Annotated in this window: 18 protein-coding genes; 3 read left to right on the top strand and 15 right to left on the bottom strand. The window is 53.2% G+C overall.

From position 1 onward, the window contains the following. Positions 1–124 precede the first annotated feature (124 nt). From AC6F7T_RS08750 to AC6F7T_RS08740, 3 genes are all read left to right on the top strand, one after another. Positions 125–391: a DUF485 domain-containing protein gene (locus AC6F7T_RS08750; RefSeq protein ID WP_500717920.1), complete on the top strand. Its 267-nt coding sequence runs from the start codon at positions 125–127 to the stop codon at positions 389–391. 14 nt (positions 392–405) lie between these two features. Further along, on the top strand, positions 406–2334 hold the full coding sequence (locus AC6F7T_RS08745) for a sodium:solute symporter family transporter (RefSeq protein WP_500717918.1): 1929 nt from the start codon (positions 406–408) through the stop codon (positions 2332–2334). Between the two features lie 75 nt (positions 2335–2409). After that, on the top strand, positions 2410–3021 hold the full coding sequence (locus AC6F7T_RS08740) for a hypothetical protein (protein ID WP_500717916.1): 612 nt from the start codon (positions 2410–2412) through the stop codon (positions 3019–3021). Between the two features lie 6 nt (positions 3022–3027). Here the strand turns inward: AC6F7T_RS08740 and AC6F7T_RS08735 are convergent, their stop codons facing one another. The 15 genes from AC6F7T_RS08735 to tilS form a co-directional block, all read right to left on the bottom strand. Beyond that, positions 3028–3360, bottom strand: coding sequence for a hypothetical protein (locus tag AC6F7T_RS08735; protein ID WP_500717915.1), 333 nt, complete (start codon positions 3358–3360; stop codon positions 3028–3030). Then, a complete protein-coding gene (locus tag AC6F7T_RS08730; RefSeq protein ID WP_500717913.1) occupies positions 3353–3547 on the bottom strand; it encodes a hypothetical protein in 195 nt (64 codons plus the stop codon). The genes AC6F7T_RS08735 and AC6F7T_RS08730 overlap by 8 nt, the downstream gene beginning before the upstream one ends. A gap of 806 nt (positions 3548–4353) precedes the next feature. Then, positions 4354–5925: a citramalate synthase gene (cimA, locus tag AC6F7T_RS08725; RefSeq protein ID WP_500717911.1), complete on the bottom strand. Its 1572-nt coding sequence runs from the start codon at positions 5923–5925 to the stop codon at positions 4354–4356. Positions 5926–5958: 33 nt separating this feature from the next. After that, positions 5959–7188: an aspartate kinase gene (locus AC6F7T_RS08720; protein ID WP_500717909.1), complete on the bottom strand. Its 1230-nt coding sequence runs from the start codon at positions 7186–7188 to the stop codon at positions 5959–5961. Positions 7189–7445: 257 nt separating this feature from the next. Continuing rightward, positions 7446–7952, bottom strand: a complete 507-nt coding sequence (tsaE, locus tag AC6F7T_RS08715) for a tRNA (adenosine(37)-N6)-threonylcarbamoyltransferase complex ATPase subunit type 1 TsaE (protein WP_500717908.1) — start codon at positions 7950–7952, stop codon at positions 7446–7448. Then, positions 7952–8401: a CBS domain-containing protein gene (locus tag AC6F7T_RS08710; protein ID WP_500717905.1), complete on the bottom strand. Its 450-nt coding sequence runs from the start codon at positions 8399–8401 to the stop codon at positions 7952–7954. The genes tsaE and AC6F7T_RS08710 overlap by 1 nt, the downstream gene beginning before the upstream one ends. A 15-nt stretch (positions 8402–8416) precedes the next feature. Then, positions 8417–9970 carry an NAD(P)H-hydrate dehydratase gene (locus AC6F7T_RS08705; RefSeq protein WP_500717902.1) on the bottom strand — a complete coding sequence of 518 codons (1554 nt, stop codon included), beginning with the start codon at positions 9968–9970 and terminating at the stop codon, positions 8417–8419. Next, positions 9970–10347 (bottom strand): holo-ACP synthase, encoded by a 378-nt coding sequence (acpS, locus tag AC6F7T_RS08700; protein WP_500717901.1) that lies wholly within the window; start codon positions 10345–10347, stop codon positions 9970–9972. The genes AC6F7T_RS08705 and acpS overlap by 1 nt, the downstream gene beginning before the upstream one ends. Positions 10348–10349: 2 nt before the next feature. Next, positions 10350–11069 (bottom strand): pyridoxine 5'-phosphate synthase, encoded by a 720-nt coding sequence (locus AC6F7T_RS08695; protein ID WP_500717898.1) that lies wholly within the window; start codon positions 11067–11069, stop codon positions 10350–10352. 190 nt (positions 11070–11259) lie between these two features. Then, positions 11260–12618, bottom strand: a complete 1359-nt coding sequence (gene glmM / locus AC6F7T_RS08690; protein WP_500717896.1) for a phosphoglucosamine mutase — start codon at positions 12616–12618, stop codon at positions 11260–11262. Between the two features lie 35 nt (positions 12619–12653). Next, positions 12654–13334, bottom strand: a complete 681-nt coding sequence (locus AC6F7T_RS08685) for a CdaR family protein (RefSeq protein ID WP_500717893.1) — start codon at positions 13332–13334, stop codon at positions 12654–12656. 4 nt (positions 13335–13338) lie between these two features. Then, positions 13339–14118 (bottom strand): diadenylate cyclase CdaA, encoded by a 780-nt coding sequence (gene cdaA, locus AC6F7T_RS08680; protein ID WP_500717890.1) that lies wholly within the window; start codon positions 14116–14118, stop codon positions 13339–13341. 55 nt (positions 14119–14173) lie between these two features. Beyond that, positions 14174–15046 (bottom strand): dihydropteroate synthase, encoded by an 873-nt coding sequence (folP, locus tag AC6F7T_RS08675; protein ID WP_500717887.1) that lies wholly within the window; start codon positions 15044–15046, stop codon positions 14174–14176. Continuing rightward, a complete protein-coding gene (gene ftsH, locus AC6F7T_RS08670; protein ID WP_500717886.1) occupies positions 15046–17082 on the bottom strand; it encodes an ATP-dependent zinc metalloprotease FtsH in 2037 nt (678 codons plus the stop codon). The genes folP and ftsH overlap by 1 nt, the downstream gene beginning before the upstream one ends. Before the next feature lie 136 nt (positions 17083–17218). Further along, positions 17219–18571, bottom strand: a complete 1353-nt coding sequence (tilS, locus tag AC6F7T_RS08665; protein ID WP_500717885.1) for a tRNA lysidine(34) synthetase TilS — start codon at positions 18569–18571, stop codon at positions 17219–17221. Positions 18572–18597: the final 26 nt, after the last annotated feature.

Below are 18597 nucleotides of genomic sequence, written 5' to 3'. Positions count from 1 at the left end.
GAAACACAACCGTTAAATTTCAATCAAATAGGGTTTCTGGACAACTGTACTTGCTTGCCCGAGACGATCCTTTGCACCGTGGTTAAGCCATCCACGCTTTTATCTAAATGAGAGGAGATTTTTCATGGGACACGGACCAGCCGTCAAACTCGGCAAAGACGATGCAGCGGGCTTTAAAACCAGCCTCGGTGTCAAAATGTTTTTGGGCTACACTTTCTTTTACGCTTTATTTGTCCTGCTCAATGTCTACTATCCAAAGAGCATGGAAGCCATTGTTTTTGGACAGACGGCAGCGGTTGTCTGGGGTTTCTCCCTGATTATTCTCGCATTTATTATGGCCATTATCTACAACCACTTCTGCACCCAGGCAGAAAAGCGCTATAACAGCTAGGGGAGAGTCAAGCCATGATTTATACACAATCACCACTGGCCATTGGCCTGTTTATCTTTTTTGTTCTCTTTGTTCTAGGATTATCTTTTTATCTGGCTCGGCGTACCAGTTCTGCTGAGGGCTACTACGCTGCCGGCGGCAACATCCACTGGATGACCAACGGCATCGCCTTTGCCGGCGACTATCTTTCAGCTGCTTCCTTCCTGGGTATCTGCGGCATGATCGCCACTTCCGGTTACGACGGCTGGATGTATTCCATCGGCTACCTCGGTGGTTGGGTTGTTGCTCTGTTTCTGGTCGCCGAACCGATGAAGCGCTTAGGTAAATTCACCTTCACCGACGCCCTCGACGCAAAGTTCAACTCCAAGTCGATCCAGCTGATGGCGGCTATTTCTACCCTGCTGGTGTCGATTTTCTACCTGATCCCGCAGATGGTTGGTGCCGGCGTTCTGGTTCAGCCACTGATGGGTCTACCCCACTGGGTTGGTGTTTGTATCGTCGGTGTTGTTGTTACCCTGATTGTTGCGACTGCCGGTATGGCTTCGACAACCTATGTGCAGTTCTTTAAGGGTGCCATGCTGCTCATCGTTTCCACGATCCTGGTGGTCATGGTGCTGTTCCGCGGCCTCTCAACCAGCCCGGAAAACGATGGTAAACCCTACCACGACTTCACAACCCTTTATGCCGACAGCGCTCTTGTTCTTGAAGATAGCAGCTACCGGGTTATTGCCGGCCTTGACTCCAATTTTGGCAAAGAAGGCTTTGTCAAACTGGAAAGAAACGGCCGCGAAACTATTTGGCAGCTCCATGCCAGCGACAACGGTTACCGCCTCGAAGAGACCCTCTATACGACGCGCCTGAATGACGGTACCCGACTCTACAATGGCTCCCCTGCAGAAGAAGGTCATTTTTTCCCGATTGGCCACATCAAGGAGCTACGTGTAGGTGGTGAAGAAGTTACAGCTACCGGCCCTCTTGGTCCTTTTTCCTTCCTGTCAACATTGACCGAATCAACCATCGTCCTGTGGGGCACCAAATATGTTCCTGATGCCTATGGCATCACCACCATCTACTATCAGAAACCGACACCAGGCTCGCAGATTCTGCGTCCGGGACTGCGCTTCAAGGTTGACAACTCGACGCCAATGGAAAAGTTTAACTTCATTTCATTGATGCTGGCCCTCTTCTGTGGTACCGCAGCGCTACCGCATATTTTGATCCGCTACTACACAGTTCCGAGCCAGGCGGCAGCACGCAAATCCACCATTGTTGCTATCGCCGGCATCGGCTTCTTTTACCTGTTGACCCTCTTTATGGGTATGGGTGCCATGACCAATGGTGTTATCAACCTGATGGACAATAATATGTCGGCGCCCTTGCTGGCGCTGTCGTTTGGTGTCTTTCTCTTTGCCATCATTTCTTCCCTGGCTTTTGCCACAGTGCTTGGTACCGTATCCGGCCTGATTGTCGCTTCATCCGGTGCCATTGCCCATGACCTTTTGGATAACTTCCTTGGTCTGAAAATGAACGACCGGGTCAAGGTCCGTGCCGGAAAGATTTCGGCGATTGTCGTCGGAGCTATCGCTATCTATCTGGGAATTGTGTTCGAAGGAATGAACGTCTCTTTCCTCGTCGGCTGGGCCTTTGCAGTAGCAGCATCAGCTAACCTGCCGGCCATCCTGATGTTGCTGTTCTGGAGCAAGACAACAGCTAGAGGAGTTGCTGCATCGATCACGGTTGGACTGTTCAGCTCCCTCGGGCTGATCCTGCTGTCCCCCGACATGTGGTTGCGCTACGGTAAGCTGCCGGCTGATGCGCCGATTCAGTTCAACAGTCCGGCGCTGATCTCCATCCCCCTGGCTTTTCTTGCCCTGGTTGTGATATCACTGCTGACACAAAAAGATGTCAATATTGGTCACGCTACCGAGCCGTCCAGCAACTGATCCAAGCAACTACCAGCTGAAACTTTCGAACGGGCCGTCCACCATGTGGCGGCCCGTTCGCTATGGAGCTTGTCTATGAATCGTTTTCGCGCAACCTTTATTGCCATCTGCCTGGTACTTGTCTGGCTGGCCTACAATGATATCAGCCTGCTGCTGCGCAACCCGGAACCCCTGGTTATCACCATCAACGAACTGGAATCATTGGAAAAAGCCCCGCGCGAATGGATGACGGTTACCGGCGGCTATCCTGATTTTCTTCAGGCCATCAATATGACCGGCAGTATGGATTTTGAAGCCTTTCTGGTTCCCCTATCCAGCTCCCCGGACAGCGTAAGCTACAAGATCTGGTTTGAAACCAGAGACCCTCAGATTCTTGAAGCATTAACGACCTATCATTTCCTTCTCGACACGGAGCAACAGCGGCAGGATTTTCTTGAAGAAAATTCCCATCTGATGTTTGGCCAACGTCACCTGACTGGAATGACAGCGGCCGAATTGGTAGCCAATTCCAATCAAAAAAAACTCGTCAGTCTGCTTGATGAGTTAGGGATTGAAACACCAGACACTCCGATATTTATCAGTGAAGCAAAAGAACCGGCGATCTGGCGCGGGGTCCTTTTTGCCCTGATCGCCCTTGTCGGTTTGATGAAGCTGGCCCGGGATCTGCGGACAAAAAAGAAACCCTAAAAATCCCTATGCGCAGCGACATGATTGCGTTTCAAAACTAGTCAACTGTTGCCCAGTCACACATTTTTCCACAGCAACAAGGACTTTTTCACAATGCTGCCGTAAAAAAACTTCATCCAGTTCAACCTCGGTACTGATCTGCTCTGCGCCGGTCAGCGCCTTGGCACCGTCAAAATCTACACAGGCGATACGGGCGGTCAATTCATTGGCCGGGCGGCCAAAACTGCTACCCGGCAAAATGGCAACACCGGTATCCGTCAGCAATCGCTGACATAAGGTGGCACTGTCCCTGATACCTCTTGCTTGTAGTGTCTCACGTAACAGATCAAAATCAGGCAATAGATAAAAAGCGCCATCCGGTTTGGCAACAGGTACCCTTGCCGGGCGATTGCCCCAACCCTAACTTGTAGACGGTTATTCCCTCTGCTATCAGACGGTTGCTCTGCTCATTGATGCCCAGGGTTGCTGAAACCGGTAGCCCACGAACGTTGAGATTCAGATGGACCTCATGCTTTGTAATGTGCATGAGCATACTCCTTTATCAGGTTAAGGTGAGTTTCCCATGTCGGTACAGACGACTGTAGATTGTCGACATTTTATGGGCGGCACAGCGTGATTTCAACATAATTACGGTTGCGGTTTATTAATTTTCCGTCGACCAAAAAAAACGCCGAACACAGAGTACGGCGTTTTTTTGGTCGACATTTCAACAGTCTACACATCCCTATGAGTTCGTTCGCGATTGACCAGGATCGTCTGATCGATAACTTCCCCGCAGGAAGTACACTTCCAGGCATCGTAGGACCTTACAAAATTATAGTAAGTTTCTGCATGCATTCTCCCCTTACATTTCGGACACTTCATCATCAGGCCCTCCCATGTTGTGAATCACGCTGTAAAATCACATAAAAAACAGCAAAAACAACCTGCTACAAATACTCGCATGAGTCGTGCCAACCCACAACCGTCACCACTTTAGCCCGCTGTATCTTTTTTGTCATTATTTTTCAACATGTTGTGACAGTTTTTTTTAAATCCTTTGTGTTTTTTTAACGATACATGCCTATAAGTTCCAGGGCTAAGCGTCATTTATTTGGCGCCACACTGAAAGAAGACAGCACCTGGATTGATCCAGTGTCGACCAAATATCGGAGATCAAAGCTCTACATCCCCGAATGCCTGCGATAAAACATCGGGGGCGACCGCCATTTTTTTGACGATCACAGGCCAGGATGTTCATTTTTTGACGGTTGCAGTCAAAAGGCCACGACAAGTGACATATTCAGAAGGGTGAAACGACCCCTTGCCGCTGCAGCGATGGGTCGGTAGCGATCATTGCTGGTCTTTGTACAGTTTATAGGTGAAGGCATCAGCCAGTGCTTGATAGGACGCCTCAACGACATTACTGCTGACACCGACGGTTCCCCAGCGACCGTCCTTATCGCCCGTTTCAACCAAAACGCGGATCATCGCGTCAGTGCCCTGGCTCGAAGGAAGGACCCTGACCTTGTAGTCGAGCAATTTAATCTCAGAGAGCTGCGGATAAAAACTGATCAATGCTTTACGCATTGCCCGATCAAGGGCATTGACCGGGCCATTGCCGTCAGCAGCCATGTGTTCAATGCGCCCACCAACCTTAACCTTGATGGTCGCTTCCGAAACCGGACATTGGTCGCTTTCGCGTAAGGTATCGATCACCCGGAATGCAGTAATATGGAAATACTGCTTGAGCTTCCCCATCGCCTTAAGCATCAACAGTTCAAATGAAGCTTCAGCCCCTTCAAATTGATAGCCCTGGTTCTCCAGTTCCTTGATCTGTTCAAGGATCTCCAGAGTCACCGGGTCTTTATCATCGATTTTGATGCCCCATTCTATCGCCTTGGCGAGGATATTTGAGCGACCCGACAAATCTGAAACAAGGATCCTGGTTTTATTGCCGACCAATTCCGGCCGGATATGTTCATAGGTTTCCGGATGACGCTGGATGGCCGAAACATGAACCCCTCCCTTGTGAGCAAATGCCGAGTTACCGACAAAAGCCTGGTGCTTCTGGGGAGTCAGGTTGGCCAGCTCGTAGATGGCCCGGGATGTTTTGCGCAGGTTCTCCAGCTTGCCGTTTTCGAGGCATTCCTTGTTCATTTTGAGGATCAAGGAAGGAATAATAGAACAAAGATTGGCGTTACCGCAGCGTTCGCCGAAGCCGTTCATCGTCCCCTGAATATGGACAGCTCCTCCAACAACTGCCATGAGGGAATTGGCAACAGCGCACTCACTGTCGTTATGAGCATGAATCCCCAGAGGCACATCAATCTCGCGGCGTACATGCTCTATAATTAGAGGGATTTCGTGGGACAAAGTGCCACCGTTGGTATCACACAACACCAGGCAATCAGCGCCGGCCTGTGCCGCTGCCTGTAGGGTTTTCAACGCATATTCAGGGTTGGCCTTGTACCCATCAAAGAAGTGTTCGGCATCATATATCACTTCGCCTACCCGCTCCTTCAGGTAGGCGAGGGAATCATTGATCATATCAAGGTTTTCTTCGAGGGAAACACGCAGCGCCTCGCGCACGTGAAAATCCCAGGTTTTCCCAAAAATTGTCACCACGTCAGGGCGCGCTTCGATCAGCATCTTGATGTTGTTGTCCTGATCCGGGGTAATCCGAGCCCGCCGGGTAGAGCCGAATGCGGCAATCTTGCTATGAGAAAGGGTTTCCTTCTGGATGGCCTCAAAAAAACCAATATCCTTGGGGTTGGAACCGGGCCAACCACCTTCAATATAATCGATCCCCAACGCATCCAGATGCTTGGCAATACGCACCTTATCCTGAACCTGAAACGAGATATCCTCAGCCTGGGTTCCATCCCTTAAGGTTGTATCATAAAGATAAATTCTGTTACTCATGAACAATGACCCTTTCATCCAAAAAACACTAGATCATGACTCTTCAGTCTGGCGATCAAGGCCGAACGCTTCGTGCAGGATACGTACTGCCAGCTCGGTATATTTATCGGAGATAACGCAGGACACCTTGATTTCACTGGTGGAAATCATTTCAATATTGATCCCCTCACGCGCCAGGGTATCAAACATGGTTGTAGCGACCCCGGTGTGAGAACGCATTCCGACGCCCACAATGGACACCTTGGCAATATTGGTGTCATGACTGACACCGCGGGCATTGATCTGTTTAGCCACAACTTCAATAATCTGCAGCGCTTTTTTGCAGTCGGTCTTGGGTACGGTGAAGGTGATATCCGTGGCCCCCTGGTGGGAAATATTCTGGATGATCATATCCACGGTAATATTATTCTGACTTAATGGACTAAAAATCTGCGAAGCAACCCCAGGTTGATCAGGAACACCGAAAATGCTGATTTTTGCTTCGTCTTTGTTAAAAGTAACTCCTGAAACCAATACGGCTTCCATTTCTTGATCCTCCTTCATGACAAGTGTTCCCTGCGAATCATCAAAACTGGAACGCACATGTACGACAACGTTATATTTCTTAGCAAACTCAACACTACGAATCTGCAAAATTTTGGCTCCTAACGATGCCATTTCCAGCATCTCTTCATAGGAGATCTTATCGATTTTTTGCGCTTCCGGCACAATACGTGGGTCAGTGGTGTAAACACCGTCGACATCGGTGTAAATTTCACAGACGTCGGCTTTCAGGGCCGCAGCTACAGCAACGGCTGAGGTATCCGATCCACCACGTCCCAGGGTGGTTATATTGCCATCACAATCGATACCCTGAAAACCTGCGACGACAACAATGGTCCCCGCTTTCAAATCGGCGCGGATATTTTTGTCACCGATTTCCTCGATACGAGCCCGGGAATAAGCCTTGTCGGTCAACATCGGAATCTGCGAACCAAGGTAACTTTTGGCCTTGTAACCCATCGACTTCAAACACATGGACAACAAGGCGATGGTCACCTGCTCACCGGTTGACACCAGCACATCATATTCGCGCTCATCGGGGATCTCAGAGATTTCATTCGCCAGGGCCACCAGGCGGTTGGTTTCTCCAGCCATCGCCGAGACAATGACAATCACTTCATTACCTTCATCGAAGGTTCTGGCAACCCGGCGAGCGACATTCTGGATACGCTCGACGGTGCCTACTGAAGTTCCACCGTACTTCTGAACGATCAGAGCCATAACAGTTGTTTTCCTCCTTATCAGGAAAAACCGACAATGATTGTCGGTAGATAAATTTTGTAACTATTCACCCCTGTCCTTGCGCAGGGTCAGGGTTTTTGTGGCAAGGGTGTTTTTGTCGCCATGGACGGCGACATCAAGCGGTCAGGGATGACGAAAAGCGTCCCTTGACATAGGAACCGAAGATCCGGTGCTGAATAGATACTAAATTTTTTCACAAGCATCCTTCATAACAAGAAACCCATGCCCGGTCAAAGCTATTTTTCCATTTGGCACGGGTCATATCCAGCAGTTTGCAGCTGCTCCACCACCTGATCGAGCCACTTGCGCGACTGCGCATCCCGGGCCGAAAAAATCAGGCGCCGGTGGCCCGCTTCCAGGGCACCGATATTGATCCAGATTCCAGCAATATCGGGGTCTTCGAGCTTTTCCGGCCATTCCACCAGGGCAACACCGCTACCAAAGGCATACTCATCAAAACCGATATCAACCAGATCCTCAGGGCCGGACAAACGGTAGAGATCGAAATGATAGAGATCGAGCCGAGCCGGATAGTGGTTCATCAGGGTAAAAGTCGGACTGGTAATGGGTGCTTCTGCGCCAACCCCCAATCCCCACGCGATCCCCCGCGCTATAACGGTTTTACCGGCACCAAGGTTACCCTGCAGCAGAATCAGCAGGGGGGCATCAAGACAACGACCAATCAGCGTACCGATCTTAAGGGTCTGCTCTTCACTGGTTGAGACCAACGACCAGCAGGACATCAATCTTCCATGACCCGAATCAGGTCAAGACGCGCGACCACGCCGATCATCTGCTCGCCGTCGATGACCGGCAACAGATGGATCTTGTGCTTGCTCATCAGCCCCGCCAGTTCATTGATCGGCGTATCCGGAGCACAGGTCACGGGATTTTTCTGATAAAGATCACCGACCTTGGTAGCGGTCACCCGATCAACCTCTTCCTTGAACTTTTTTTCACTGCCCAGGGCAAAAACCCCGTCAAACAGGGTCATTACCGTGGGGATATGCAGGGGGCGCTGATATTCGATCAGATCCGTCTCACTGATGACTCCAACCAGTTTGCCGTTATCATCAAGGACCGGCATGTTACTGTAGCGGGTTTCAATAAATTTTTTCGCCAGATCTTTCAAGCTGGTATCAACGCTGACCGACACTACGTCAGAGGTCATAATGTCCCGTGCTGTTAACATAGGGTTACTCCTTGGTTAGGGATATGCGAGCTGGTGGCACACCTGGGGCAACTGATGAATCAAATCGCTGGCCGTCATGCCGACAGTACCGCGCTTCGCAGCTATCAGCTCCGCGGCACGACCATGCCACCAGGCTGCAAGACCGGCTGCCGCAAAAGCATCACACCCCTGCGCCAGTAACCCTCCGATCAGGCCGGTAAGAACATCACCGCTGCCACCGCTGGACAGGCCGCTGTTGCCACTGGTGTTGATATAAACCCGACCATCAGGTGCGGCAATAACCGTGCGCGCCCCTTTAAGCAACAAGACAACCTGGTAGCGACGGGCGAAGTCACGTGCCACACTGAAACGATCGGCTTCAATAGCGGCCACACTCACTCCGGCAAGGCGTGCCATTTCTCCAGGGTGAGGGGTCAAGATCAGCGGCTTGCCCTGACGCGCAACCAGACATTCAAGCTGACCGACGAGTAGATTCAAACCGTCGGCATCAATCACCATGGGCACATTCACCGTCATAACTATCTGCCGTACCAGCTGTCTCAATTCGTCGCTCTGACCAAGCCCCGGCCCCAGCGCCAGTGCCCGGCAGGAAGTGATCAGTTGAGCGATCTGGTCGCCGGCGGCAAGCGCCAACAAGCCATCCTGCTCAGTCAGAGCCACGGTCATGGCTTCAGTGAGCTTGACTTCCAGGATTGAATGGAGCGACGCCGGTACCGCTACCGTCACCAAACCACAACCGCTGCGCACGGCAGCGTCGCCTGCCAGAGCCGCCGCACCTGTCTTGCCGGGGGACCCGGCCACTACCAGCAGGTGACCAAAGGTTCCCTTGTGGGCGAATGATGGGCGACCCGGCAACAGAGAGCGTGCCGCTGCGGCATCGATCATCCACGTTTGCGGCAACAGATCGGCCGGGCGCTGGGTCACCGGGATACCGATCTCAACAACTTCCAGTTCGCCTACATACAAGGCACCGGGGGTACTGGCATGGCCGATTTTGGGATGATCAAAACTGACAGTGAGATCGGCGCGTACGGCACAACCACAGATGCGGCCAGTGGAGGCATCGACGCCGGAAGGCAGATCAACAGCGACCAGCGCTACCGCTGCCGCATTCATCAGGGCGATGGCCGCTGCCGCCACACCGCGGACGTCGGATTCCAGACCGGTACCGAACAGAGCATCGACGATCAACTGTGGTTGCAGTTCAGCAAAAGACTGGCGCAACAGCTCGTCATCGTTGACAAAAATAACCTTGCCGGAGCAATTGCGCAGAATCTCCAGCATGATGGCGGCATCACCGGAGATTCTCTGCGGCTCTGCCAATACCAGCGTGGTGACCTGCCAGCCATGATCGCCAAGAATTCGCGCAATAACATAGCCATCGCCACCATTATTGCCTTTGCCGGCGACAACCATCACCGGGCCGGGAAAACAGTGGGAGAATCGCTCTTCGAGCACCCGGGCGCAGGCGCGTCCGGCATTTTCCATCAACACGACCCCGGGAATTCCCAGGGTGTCGATGGCAAAACGATCTGCCGCAACCATTTCCGCTGCGCTGTAGAGCTGCATCAGTCCTCCAGAATAACCGTTGCTACCGCATAATCACCATCGTGGGAATAGCTCAGCAAGGCTCTTTGTGCGCCGCGCTCTGCCATCATCTCGACTGCGCGCCCGCTGAGCGCCAGAGAGGGGCAGCCCAACTTATCGCGGCAGACACACACCTGGTGCCACGACAGGCCATCACGCATACCCGTACCCAGCGCCTTGAAAAACGCCTCTTTGGCGGCAAAGCGCGCTGCCAGAGCCTGAGCCGGGTCCCGTCGGGCAAGCGCATATTCCCGTTCACCGTCGCAAAAAATGCGCCCCAGCACCGGCGAGTCATTCTCTACAAAAGTGCGAAAACGCGCAATGCGTGCCAGATCGACCCCCAGACCGACAATGGTCACAGCTATGGCCGCTTGATCAAAACAAGCATCTCGCGTACAGCTCGCTCCATCCCCACCAGAGAGGCGCGCGCAACGATACTGTGACCGATATTAAACTCCTCAAAACCAGGCAAGGCGGCCACGGCAGACACATTACGATAATTAAGACCGTGACCGGCACTAACGCGCATGCCGAGCTTGCGGGCGGCAGCCCCTGCCAACTCGATACGCCGCAACTGCTCCAGTCGTTCTTTCTCTGTACGCATTTCACAGTAAGTACCGGTATGAATCTCAACCATATCAGCACCAACACGATGACTGGCCTTGATCTGCTCCATCTCCGCTTCAATAAACAAACTGACGCTGATGCCGGCTTGCTGCAGCAGAGCAATCTTCTGCTTGAGGCCGGTTTTCAGCAGATTCACATCCAGACCGCCTTCAGTCGTCAGCTCATGGCGCCCCTCCGGCACCAGGGTAACGATATCCGGCTGGGTTTTAAGGGCAATAGCGACCATCTCCTCCGTCGCAGCCATTTCCAGATTAAGTCGCGTTTTAATCGTTTTGCGCAGCACTTCGACATCGCGATCCTGGATATGGCGGCGATCTTCGCGCAGATGAACGGTAATTCCGTGAGCTCCCGCCAGTTCCGCCAGAACCGCAGCTGCTACCGGATCAGGCTCATCTATCCCACGCGCTTGACGGATGGTCGCAATATGGTCGACATTGACACTTAACGTTGGCACATCTCGTCTCCTTGCTTTTGCTTGGTGTAAAAATTTTGTAACTATTGATAACTATCCTTGTGCAGGGCCTTTGGGTCCTGTGGCAGGGGTGTTTGTCGCCATGGATGGCGACAACAAGCGGTCATGGATGACGAAAAGCGCCCCTTGACATAGGATCCGAAGATCCGGTGCTGAACAGATACAAAATTTCTCAGGTTCCCAGATGCTCACGCACAACTGCTGCCAGTTGCTCGGCCAGTTGATTGATCCGGTTCTGATCTTCGCCTTCAACCATAATCCGCAATAACGGCTCGGTACCGGAATAACGCACGAGCAAACGCCCCTTGCCGGCAATTTCTTGTTCAATTGCATCCATCGCTTCCTTGATTGGCACAACCTTGCCCAGCACCGCTTTCTTTTTGACCTTGACGTTAACCAGAACCTGCGGCAGGGAGGTCATCACTGCGGCCAATTCGGAAAGGGGTTTACCGCTGCGCTGCATGATCGCCAGTACCTGCAGGGCCGAAAGAATGCCATCACCTGTGGTATTGTGGTCGAGGAAGATCATGTGTCCCGACTGTTCACCGCCAAGGTTATAGCCGCCACGGATCATCTCTTCGACAACATAGCGATCACCTACCGCAGTGCGCACCACCTTACCGCCAGCCTGCTTCATAGCAATTTCAAGTCCCATGTTGCTCATAACCGTTGCCACCACCGTCTTTTTCTTCAAGCTACCAGTCTTCATCAACTCGGTGCCGCACAGGGCGAGAATATGGTCGCCGTCGACCTCATCACCCTGTTCATCGACAAAAATCACCCGGTCTGCATCACCATCCAGGGCAATCCCCAGATCGGCACGATATTCCCTCACCTTGGCAGCCATCACCTCCGGATGCATCGAACCACAGCCTTCGTTGATATTGAGGCCATTGGGACTGACTCCAAGCGGAATGACCTCAGCGCCCAGTTCCGTCAGTACCGCCGGGCCCACCCGGTAACCTGCGCCATGGGCGCAATCGAGAACAATCCGCAACCCCTGCAGATCCAGATCACGGGGAAAGGTGTTTTTGAGGAAAACCACATAGCGACCGATGGCATCCTCTATGCGGTAGGCCTTACCAACGTCCTCGGCAATGGGCCGCAGGGCATCGATGCGATGATTGAGGATCAGATCCTCAATCTGGATCTCCATGTCATCCGGCAATTTGAACCCGTTGCCCGAAAAAAACTTGATGCCGTTATCCTGGTAGAGATTATGCGAGGCACTGATCACCACTCCGGCATCAGCACGCATGGAAGACGTGATAAAAGCGATTCCCGGCGTCGGTAACGGCCCGACGACCAGGACATCGACGCCCATCGAGCAGATACCTGCAACTATGGCATTTTCCAGCATATAACCGGAGAGCCGGGTGTCCTTGCCGATAATGATCCGGTGACGGCGGCCGGCATCCTGCTTGAACACATAGGCCACAGCGCGCCCCAACTGCATTGCCATTTCGGCGGTCATCGGATCGATATTGGCAACACCGCGAACACCATCAGTGCCAAAAAGTTTCTTTTCCATCGTTTTACTGCCTCCCCTGCCTGACGGCATCTTCCTTATTCTACCGGGTTCTGTTGGTCTTCAGGCGCAGCCTCAACAGCGCTAATCTCTACCTGAATTTCTGTCGTCCGTTCATCCTTGAACCAGCTGAAATTTCCCCGGTGCTGCAACGGGACAATCAGCGAAAAGCTGCTGTTCACACCGTCAAGATCGACCTCGTCAGTGCTGACATCGTTGACATTCTTAAGCTCAGTTTCTGCCCCTTCAATAGTAATCAGATCAGGTATTGCACGAATGCTGCCGACCACAAAGCCGCTCATCGGCTCCCCACTCAGGGCGATAGTAACGGGGACTGTTTTTTGTTGAATCCGCTCCAGACGCACATCGACAAACGACGGAGACAGCCTGGTCACCCGCAAACCACTGGGCAGATTGAGGCGCTCTTCGAGGCGGCGGAAGGAGGTCAGACCAGGGCGCAAGCCGGTCAAATCAACGGTAATGCTGATGTCATTGGGGCTGACCTTCATCAACAGGGTACGCGGACCACTGATGCGGACATCAACCATGCTGGGGATCTCGTTGGCGACCATCAGCTCTCTGGGCAGGTTCTGAAATTCCAGCGGCACCCGGTAGTTCACCTCCAGGCGCCGCTCACCCATGATGAAGAACCACAGCATCAGGGCAAAAACCAGTGACATCAGCTTCAGTGCCCAGTTTTCCGTGATCAATTTAAACATCGCCCTAGCCCTTTTTACTCGGTTTTGTTTTGCGTGGTTCAAGCAGGCGACCGAGAACCTTTTTCAAGCTGGTCGCATCCAGGTTGCGGGTCATGCCGCCATTAACCGCTACCGAAATCTTTCCCGTTTCTTCCGACACCACGATGGCGATGGCATCAGCCAGTTCAGTCAGACCGATCGCGGCACGGTGACGGGTACCCAACTCCGTCGACAGGTTGCTGCCTTGGGTCAGCGGCAGAAAACATCCTGCCATGCTTAAGCGCCCCTGCTGCACAATCAGGGCGCCGTCATGCAGCGGTGAACTGGGCATGAAGATCGAGCGAACCAAATCACAGGAGACCTCGGCATCAAGAATGGTTCCTGATTCGAGAATATCCTTAATCCCGGTTTCACGCTCGACAACGATCAGCGCCCCGATTTTACGATTCGCCAGCGCCACAGAGGCCTTGACCAGCTCTTCTATCAGATGGGATTCTTCGCGGTAGGTAGCCCCTCCTAAAAAGGGATTACGCCCGACATGCATCAAGGCACGGCGGATGTCATTCTGGAAAATAACGACGATGACCAGAATAATAGATGACAGGAAGTTGCTTAAAAACCAGTTGAGGGTATGCAGATCACCAACGCGAGACCCCACATAGACAGCGAGAATAACCGCCAGTCCGAGGAGCATCTGAACAGCCCGGGTGCCTTTAATCAGCAAAATGATCCGGTAGATGATAAAAGCCACGATGCAGATGTCGAGGATATCGAGCAATCGGATATTGTGCAAGACATCAAACATGTTGCCCCCGTTAGCGGAATCGAAAAATTAACAGCGCAGATATATAAAAGGCCAGCTATGACTCCAGGGGAAATTGCTGTTCCCTGATTGCCCAGGCAACCAGGGCCGTCTCGCGCGCCGGCAGCACATCATGAACACGAAACAGCTGCACCCCTTGCGCTACTCCCAGGGCAACGGTCGCCAGGGTACCATACAGACGCTGGCGTGGATCCTCCTGCTGAATAATCCTGCCGATAAAGCTTTTGCGCGATGTGCCGAGAAGGATCGGGCAACCCAATTGATGCAAGGCGCTCAGATGCTTCAGCAATGCCAGATTACCCGCAGCACTTTTAGCAAAACCGATACCCGGATCTACGGCCAGGCGCTCTGCACCAATTCCGGCCGCATTTGCCTTAGTGACTGCCGCCCGCAAAAAGTCGACAACCTCAGCCAGCAGATCCTCATAATCGGTATTTTTCTGCATCTGCTCCGGGCACCCCCGGGTATGCATGAGAAAAAGTCCGGCAGCGCCGCCGGAAACCACTGCAGCCATGGCATCATCAAAGCTCAAGCCGCTGATATCATTAACAAAGTTTGCGCCGGAGGCAAGAGCTGCACGAGCGACCGATGCTTTACTGGTATCAATTGACAAGGGGATACAGGTATGACGCCGCAACCCTTCAATAACCGGAATCACCCTCTCGAGCTCAACATCAAGAGACACCGCCGGCGCCCCCGGGCGGGTGCTCTCACCACCGATATCGAGGATGCCCGCCCCCTGCTCCACCATTTCCAGCCCTCGCTCAACTGCTGCGCCCGCATCAAAACAGTCACCACCATCGGAGAACGAATCCGGGGTCACATTGAGAACACCCATGATACAGGGCTGTGCCAGATCAAGGACACAGTTACGACCAACCAGAACAGTGGCACCAGGAAAATCACTCACTATTTTGTCGCTATGTCGTCATCCCCAGCGCTACTGGTATTTTCCTCTTGTGGCGCCTTGGGCGACTGCTCACTTTCTGGTTGCAGCTGAGGCTGTTCTGACGCTGATGTGACGTTCTCTGGTGGCAGCCCACCCTCTTCGGCATCATCGCCCACAGGTTGTCCCGGTGTCGTGGTCTCCTCGGATTTCTCGAACACAAAACTGTCAGCTGCCTGCTCCCGCACCTGCTTTTGCAGATAGTCGGGAAGCCCCTCTGGAAACACGGTAGCGTGAATCTCCTCGGTATCCAGGGTTTCTTTTTCCAACAGGAGCTCTGCCAGAGCCACCAACCGGTGTTTATGCTCGCTCAGCAGCTTACGGGCGATTTCATAGTTTTCATGGATAATACGACGGATCTCGTTATCGATATCTAGTGCAGTCGATTCGCTGTAGTTCTTTCCCGTGCCCATATCGCGGCCAAGAAAGACCTCGGCGTCTTTTTCACCGAAAACAACCGGACCGATCTTTTCACTCATCCCCCATTCACATACCATCTTGCGCGCGATCATGGTCACCCGCTCCAGATCGTTACTGGCACCGCTGGTCACTGAATCAAAGGTGATCTCTTCGGCAATACGTCCACCCAGCATCGAGCGGATACGGATATTAAGTCCCTTATTGGTCTCGTTGTATTTTTCTTCGGCCGGGAGGTACATGGTCACGCCCATCGCCCGCCCACGGGGAATAATCGACACCTTGTGAACCGGATCGGAGCCCGCTGTCAACAACGACACCAGGGCGTGACCAGCTTCATGGTAAGAGGTGACCTTTTTCTCCTCCTCAGTAATAACCATCGAGCGCCGCTCCGCTCCCATCATTACCTTGTCCTTGGCCGCCTCAAAATCGACCATATCAACCTCGGATTTGCCTGTGCGAGCGGCGAGCAGGGCCGCCTCATTGACCAGATTGGCCAGATCGGCGCCTGAAAATCCGGGGGTCCCCTTGGCCACCAAACCGAGATTGACGTCTTCCGACATGGGAACCTTGCGCGAGTGGACGTGGAGGATCTTCTGCCGCCCTTTGACATCGGGACGCGGCACCACGACCTGACGATCAAAGCGACCGGGACGCAGCAAAGCCGGGTCGAGGACATCGGGACGATTGGTCGCAGCAACCAGGATAACCCCCTCGTTAGACTCGAAGCCGTCCATTTCAACCAGGAGCTGATTCAAGGTTTGTTCACGCTCGTCATGGCCGCCCCCCAAACCGGCACCACGATGCCGCCCCACCGCATCAATTTCATCAATAAAAATGATACAGGGAGCATTCTTCTTCCCCTGCACAAACAGATCACGAACCCGGCTGGCACCAACCCCGACAAACATTTCCACAAAGTCAGAACCGGAAATGGTAAAGAACGGCACCCCCGCTTCACCGGCGACCGAACGTGCCAGCAGGGTTTTGCCGGTACCCGGCGAACCGACCAGCAACACCCCCTTGGGGATTTTACCGCCAAGCTTGGTGAACTTCTTGGGGTCGCGTAGAAATTCGACAATTTCTTCCAGTTCCTGTTTGGCTTCGTCAACACCGGCGACATCCTTGAAAGTCACTTTTCCGGCGGTATCAGTGAGGAGCTTGGCCTTGCTCTTACCGAAGCTCATGGCCTTGCCACCACCCGATTGCATCTGTCGCATGAAAAAGATCCACACCGCAATCAACAGCAGAATCGGCCCCCAGGAAATCAGCAGGGTAAACCAGAACCCCTGGTCATCAACCGGCTTGGCTTCGATAATAACCCCTCGCGCCTTCAACTGCGGCAGCAGCTCTTCGTCACGCGGGATATGGGTCTGAAATTTACTGCCATCATCCAGGGTACCGGTCAGCTGGCCGCCCTGAAAGAGCACACTGATCACCCGATTGGCTTCAACCGCACTCAGAAACTCCGTATAATTCATCGGTCTCTGGGTTTCCTGCTTTTGCGTCATCATATTAAACAGCATGATCATCAACAATGAAATGACCAGCCACAAAGCTAGATTCTTCTGAAATTGGCTCACGTATTGACCCCCTGTCGGGTAATTAAAAGCAACTTGGATGCTCAGCTGCAGCATCAACGAAATGGCTGAAACTAGCAGGAAAATCTACCATAAAGAGAAGGCACCCACAAGGCTTAATGTCCGCTTTTTCACCAGATCACAGCAACTCAATACGTACTGGCGTCGCCGTATCGGGTGTGACAGTGCCGAAGCCTGAGCGCTGCAGTCCGGCAACCCACAACAGGGTTTCACCGGCAACGAGAAGGGGCGTACGCAGGCGCTCTTCTTTATCAATCTGCAGATCAGAAAATAAGCGCTTCAAGCGCTTGTGCCCGAGCATTCCCAACGGTATAAAACGATCACCCGGACGCCAGGTACGCACCGACAATGAGGACTCAACCGCAGTTAGATCAAAATAAACCCGGTGGCGGGTTTCTACCTCTGCTCGCAGCACCGGTGTTATGACCAGCCTGCGGCCATCGGGCAGCAGGGTCTCTCCGGGAACCTTAACCGGCAGAACATACTGGGGTGGCGGCTCCGGCGCAGTACGACACAACCACAAGTGTTCGTAGCGGCGGGCCACCCAACAACCGGACAGATCGAGTTGAGCCTGACTGCGAGCACCGCGTAGCAAGGCATCCATAGCGCGCAGATGAACCGCCTCAATCCCCTGAAGATGGCCGCGAACCTGTCTCATCGCCTCACGCAACAAGCGCAGCCGCAGGGCGGGATGAAAGGAGAGCAACGGTGGTCGCAGCAGCCTTAAACCATCGCTAGCGGAGGCAACGATTGACGGAAAACAAGCCATCACCTGCTCGTGCCAATATCCCTCTTCCTCGGCGATCTGGCGGCTCAATACCACCAGCCGCTCTCCACATTGCGGATTGATTTCCTCCAGCAACGGGAGAATCCGGGTACGCAGCCGGTTGCGGACAAATGCCGGATCCTGATTGCTGGCATCTTCGCGCCAGGAAAGTCGGTTCCTGTGCGCGTAATCCAGCAACTGCCGACGACTGTAAAAAAGCAATGGCCGCCACCAGATCCCATCACGCACGGCCATGCCGGCCAGACCGCTGATCCCGGTACCACGGATCAGCCGCTGCAACAGGGTTTCAACCTGATCGTCACGATGATGACCAAGGGCGATCAACTGGGCGCCAGTATCTGCCGCAACCCGTTCCAGCAGTCGTCGCCGCGCCACACGGCCGGCCATCTCCAGACTGATTTTTTCTTGCGCCGCCAATTCAGGGACGTCGCAGCACTCACCCTGGTAGCGAATAGCGAGCCGGCAACACAATTCTTCAACAAAACGTGCATCGCCATCAGCTTCAGGGCGGATGCGATGGTTCAGGTGGGCAACATGCAGAACCAGGCTGCGACTGGAGGAAATCCGCTGCAGTAAATGCAACAAAGCCACCGAATCAACACCACCGGACACGGCGACAACCACGGAATTGACATCTTCCGGTAAGGATTCAAGAACCCTTTGTTCAAGACCGTCCACTAGCATCAGCAACCCCGGATCAGCATTTAATA

The sequence above is a fragment of the Pelovirga sp. genome, assembly GCF_059864205.1.
Note: the sequence above shows the minus strand (reverse complement) of the source record. Positions and strands in the feature narration are given on the sequence as shown.

Coding starts and splice junctions, on each gene's coding strand:
- AC6F7T_RS08750 (WP_500717920.1), top strand. CDS start 125: ATGGGACACGGACCAGCCGTCAAACTCGGCAAAGACGATGCAGCGGGC.
- AC6F7T_RS08745 (WP_500717918.1), top strand. CDS start 406: ATGATTTATACACAATCACCACTGGCCATTGGCCTGTTTATCTTTTTT.
- AC6F7T_RS08740 (WP_500717916.1), top strand. CDS start 2,410: ATGAATCGTTTTCGCGCAACCTTTATTGCCATCTGCCTGGTACTTGTC.
- AC6F7T_RS08730 (WP_500717913.1), bottom strand. CDS start 3,547: ATGCACATTACAAAGCATGAGGTCCATCTGAATCTCAACGTTCGTGGG.
- cimA (WP_500717911.1), bottom strand. CDS start 5,925: ATGAGTAACAGAATTTATCTTTATGATACAACCTTAAGGGATGGAACC.
- AC6F7T_RS08720 (WP_500717909.1), bottom strand. CDS start 7,188: ATGGCTCTGATCGTTCAGAAGTACGGTGGAACTTCAGTAGGCACCGTC.
- tsaE (WP_500717908.1), bottom strand. CDS start 7,952: ATGTCCTGCTGGTCGTTGGTCTCAACCAGTGAAGAGCAGACCCTTAAG.
- AC6F7T_RS08710 (WP_500717905.1), bottom strand. CDS start 8,401: ATGTTAACAGCACGGGACATTATGACCTCTGACGTAGTGTCGGTCAGC.
- AC6F7T_RS08705 (WP_500717902.1), bottom strand. CDS start 9,970: ATGCAGCTCTACAGCGCAGCGGAAATGGTTGCGGCAGATCGTTTTGCC.
- glmM (WP_500717896.1), bottom strand. CDS start 12,618: ATGGAAAAGAAACTTTTTGGCACTGATGGTGTTCGCGGTGTTGCCAAT.
- AC6F7T_RS08685 (WP_500717893.1), bottom strand. CDS start 13,334: ATGTTTAAATTGATCACGGAAAACTGGGCACTGAAGCTGATGTCACTG.
- cdaA (WP_500717890.1), bottom strand. CDS start 14,118: ATGTTTGATGTCTTGCACAATATCCGATTGCTCGATATCCTCGACATC.
- tilS (WP_500717885.1), bottom strand. CDS start 18,571: ATGCTAGTGGACGGTCTTGAACAAAGGGTTCTTGAATCCTTACCGGAA.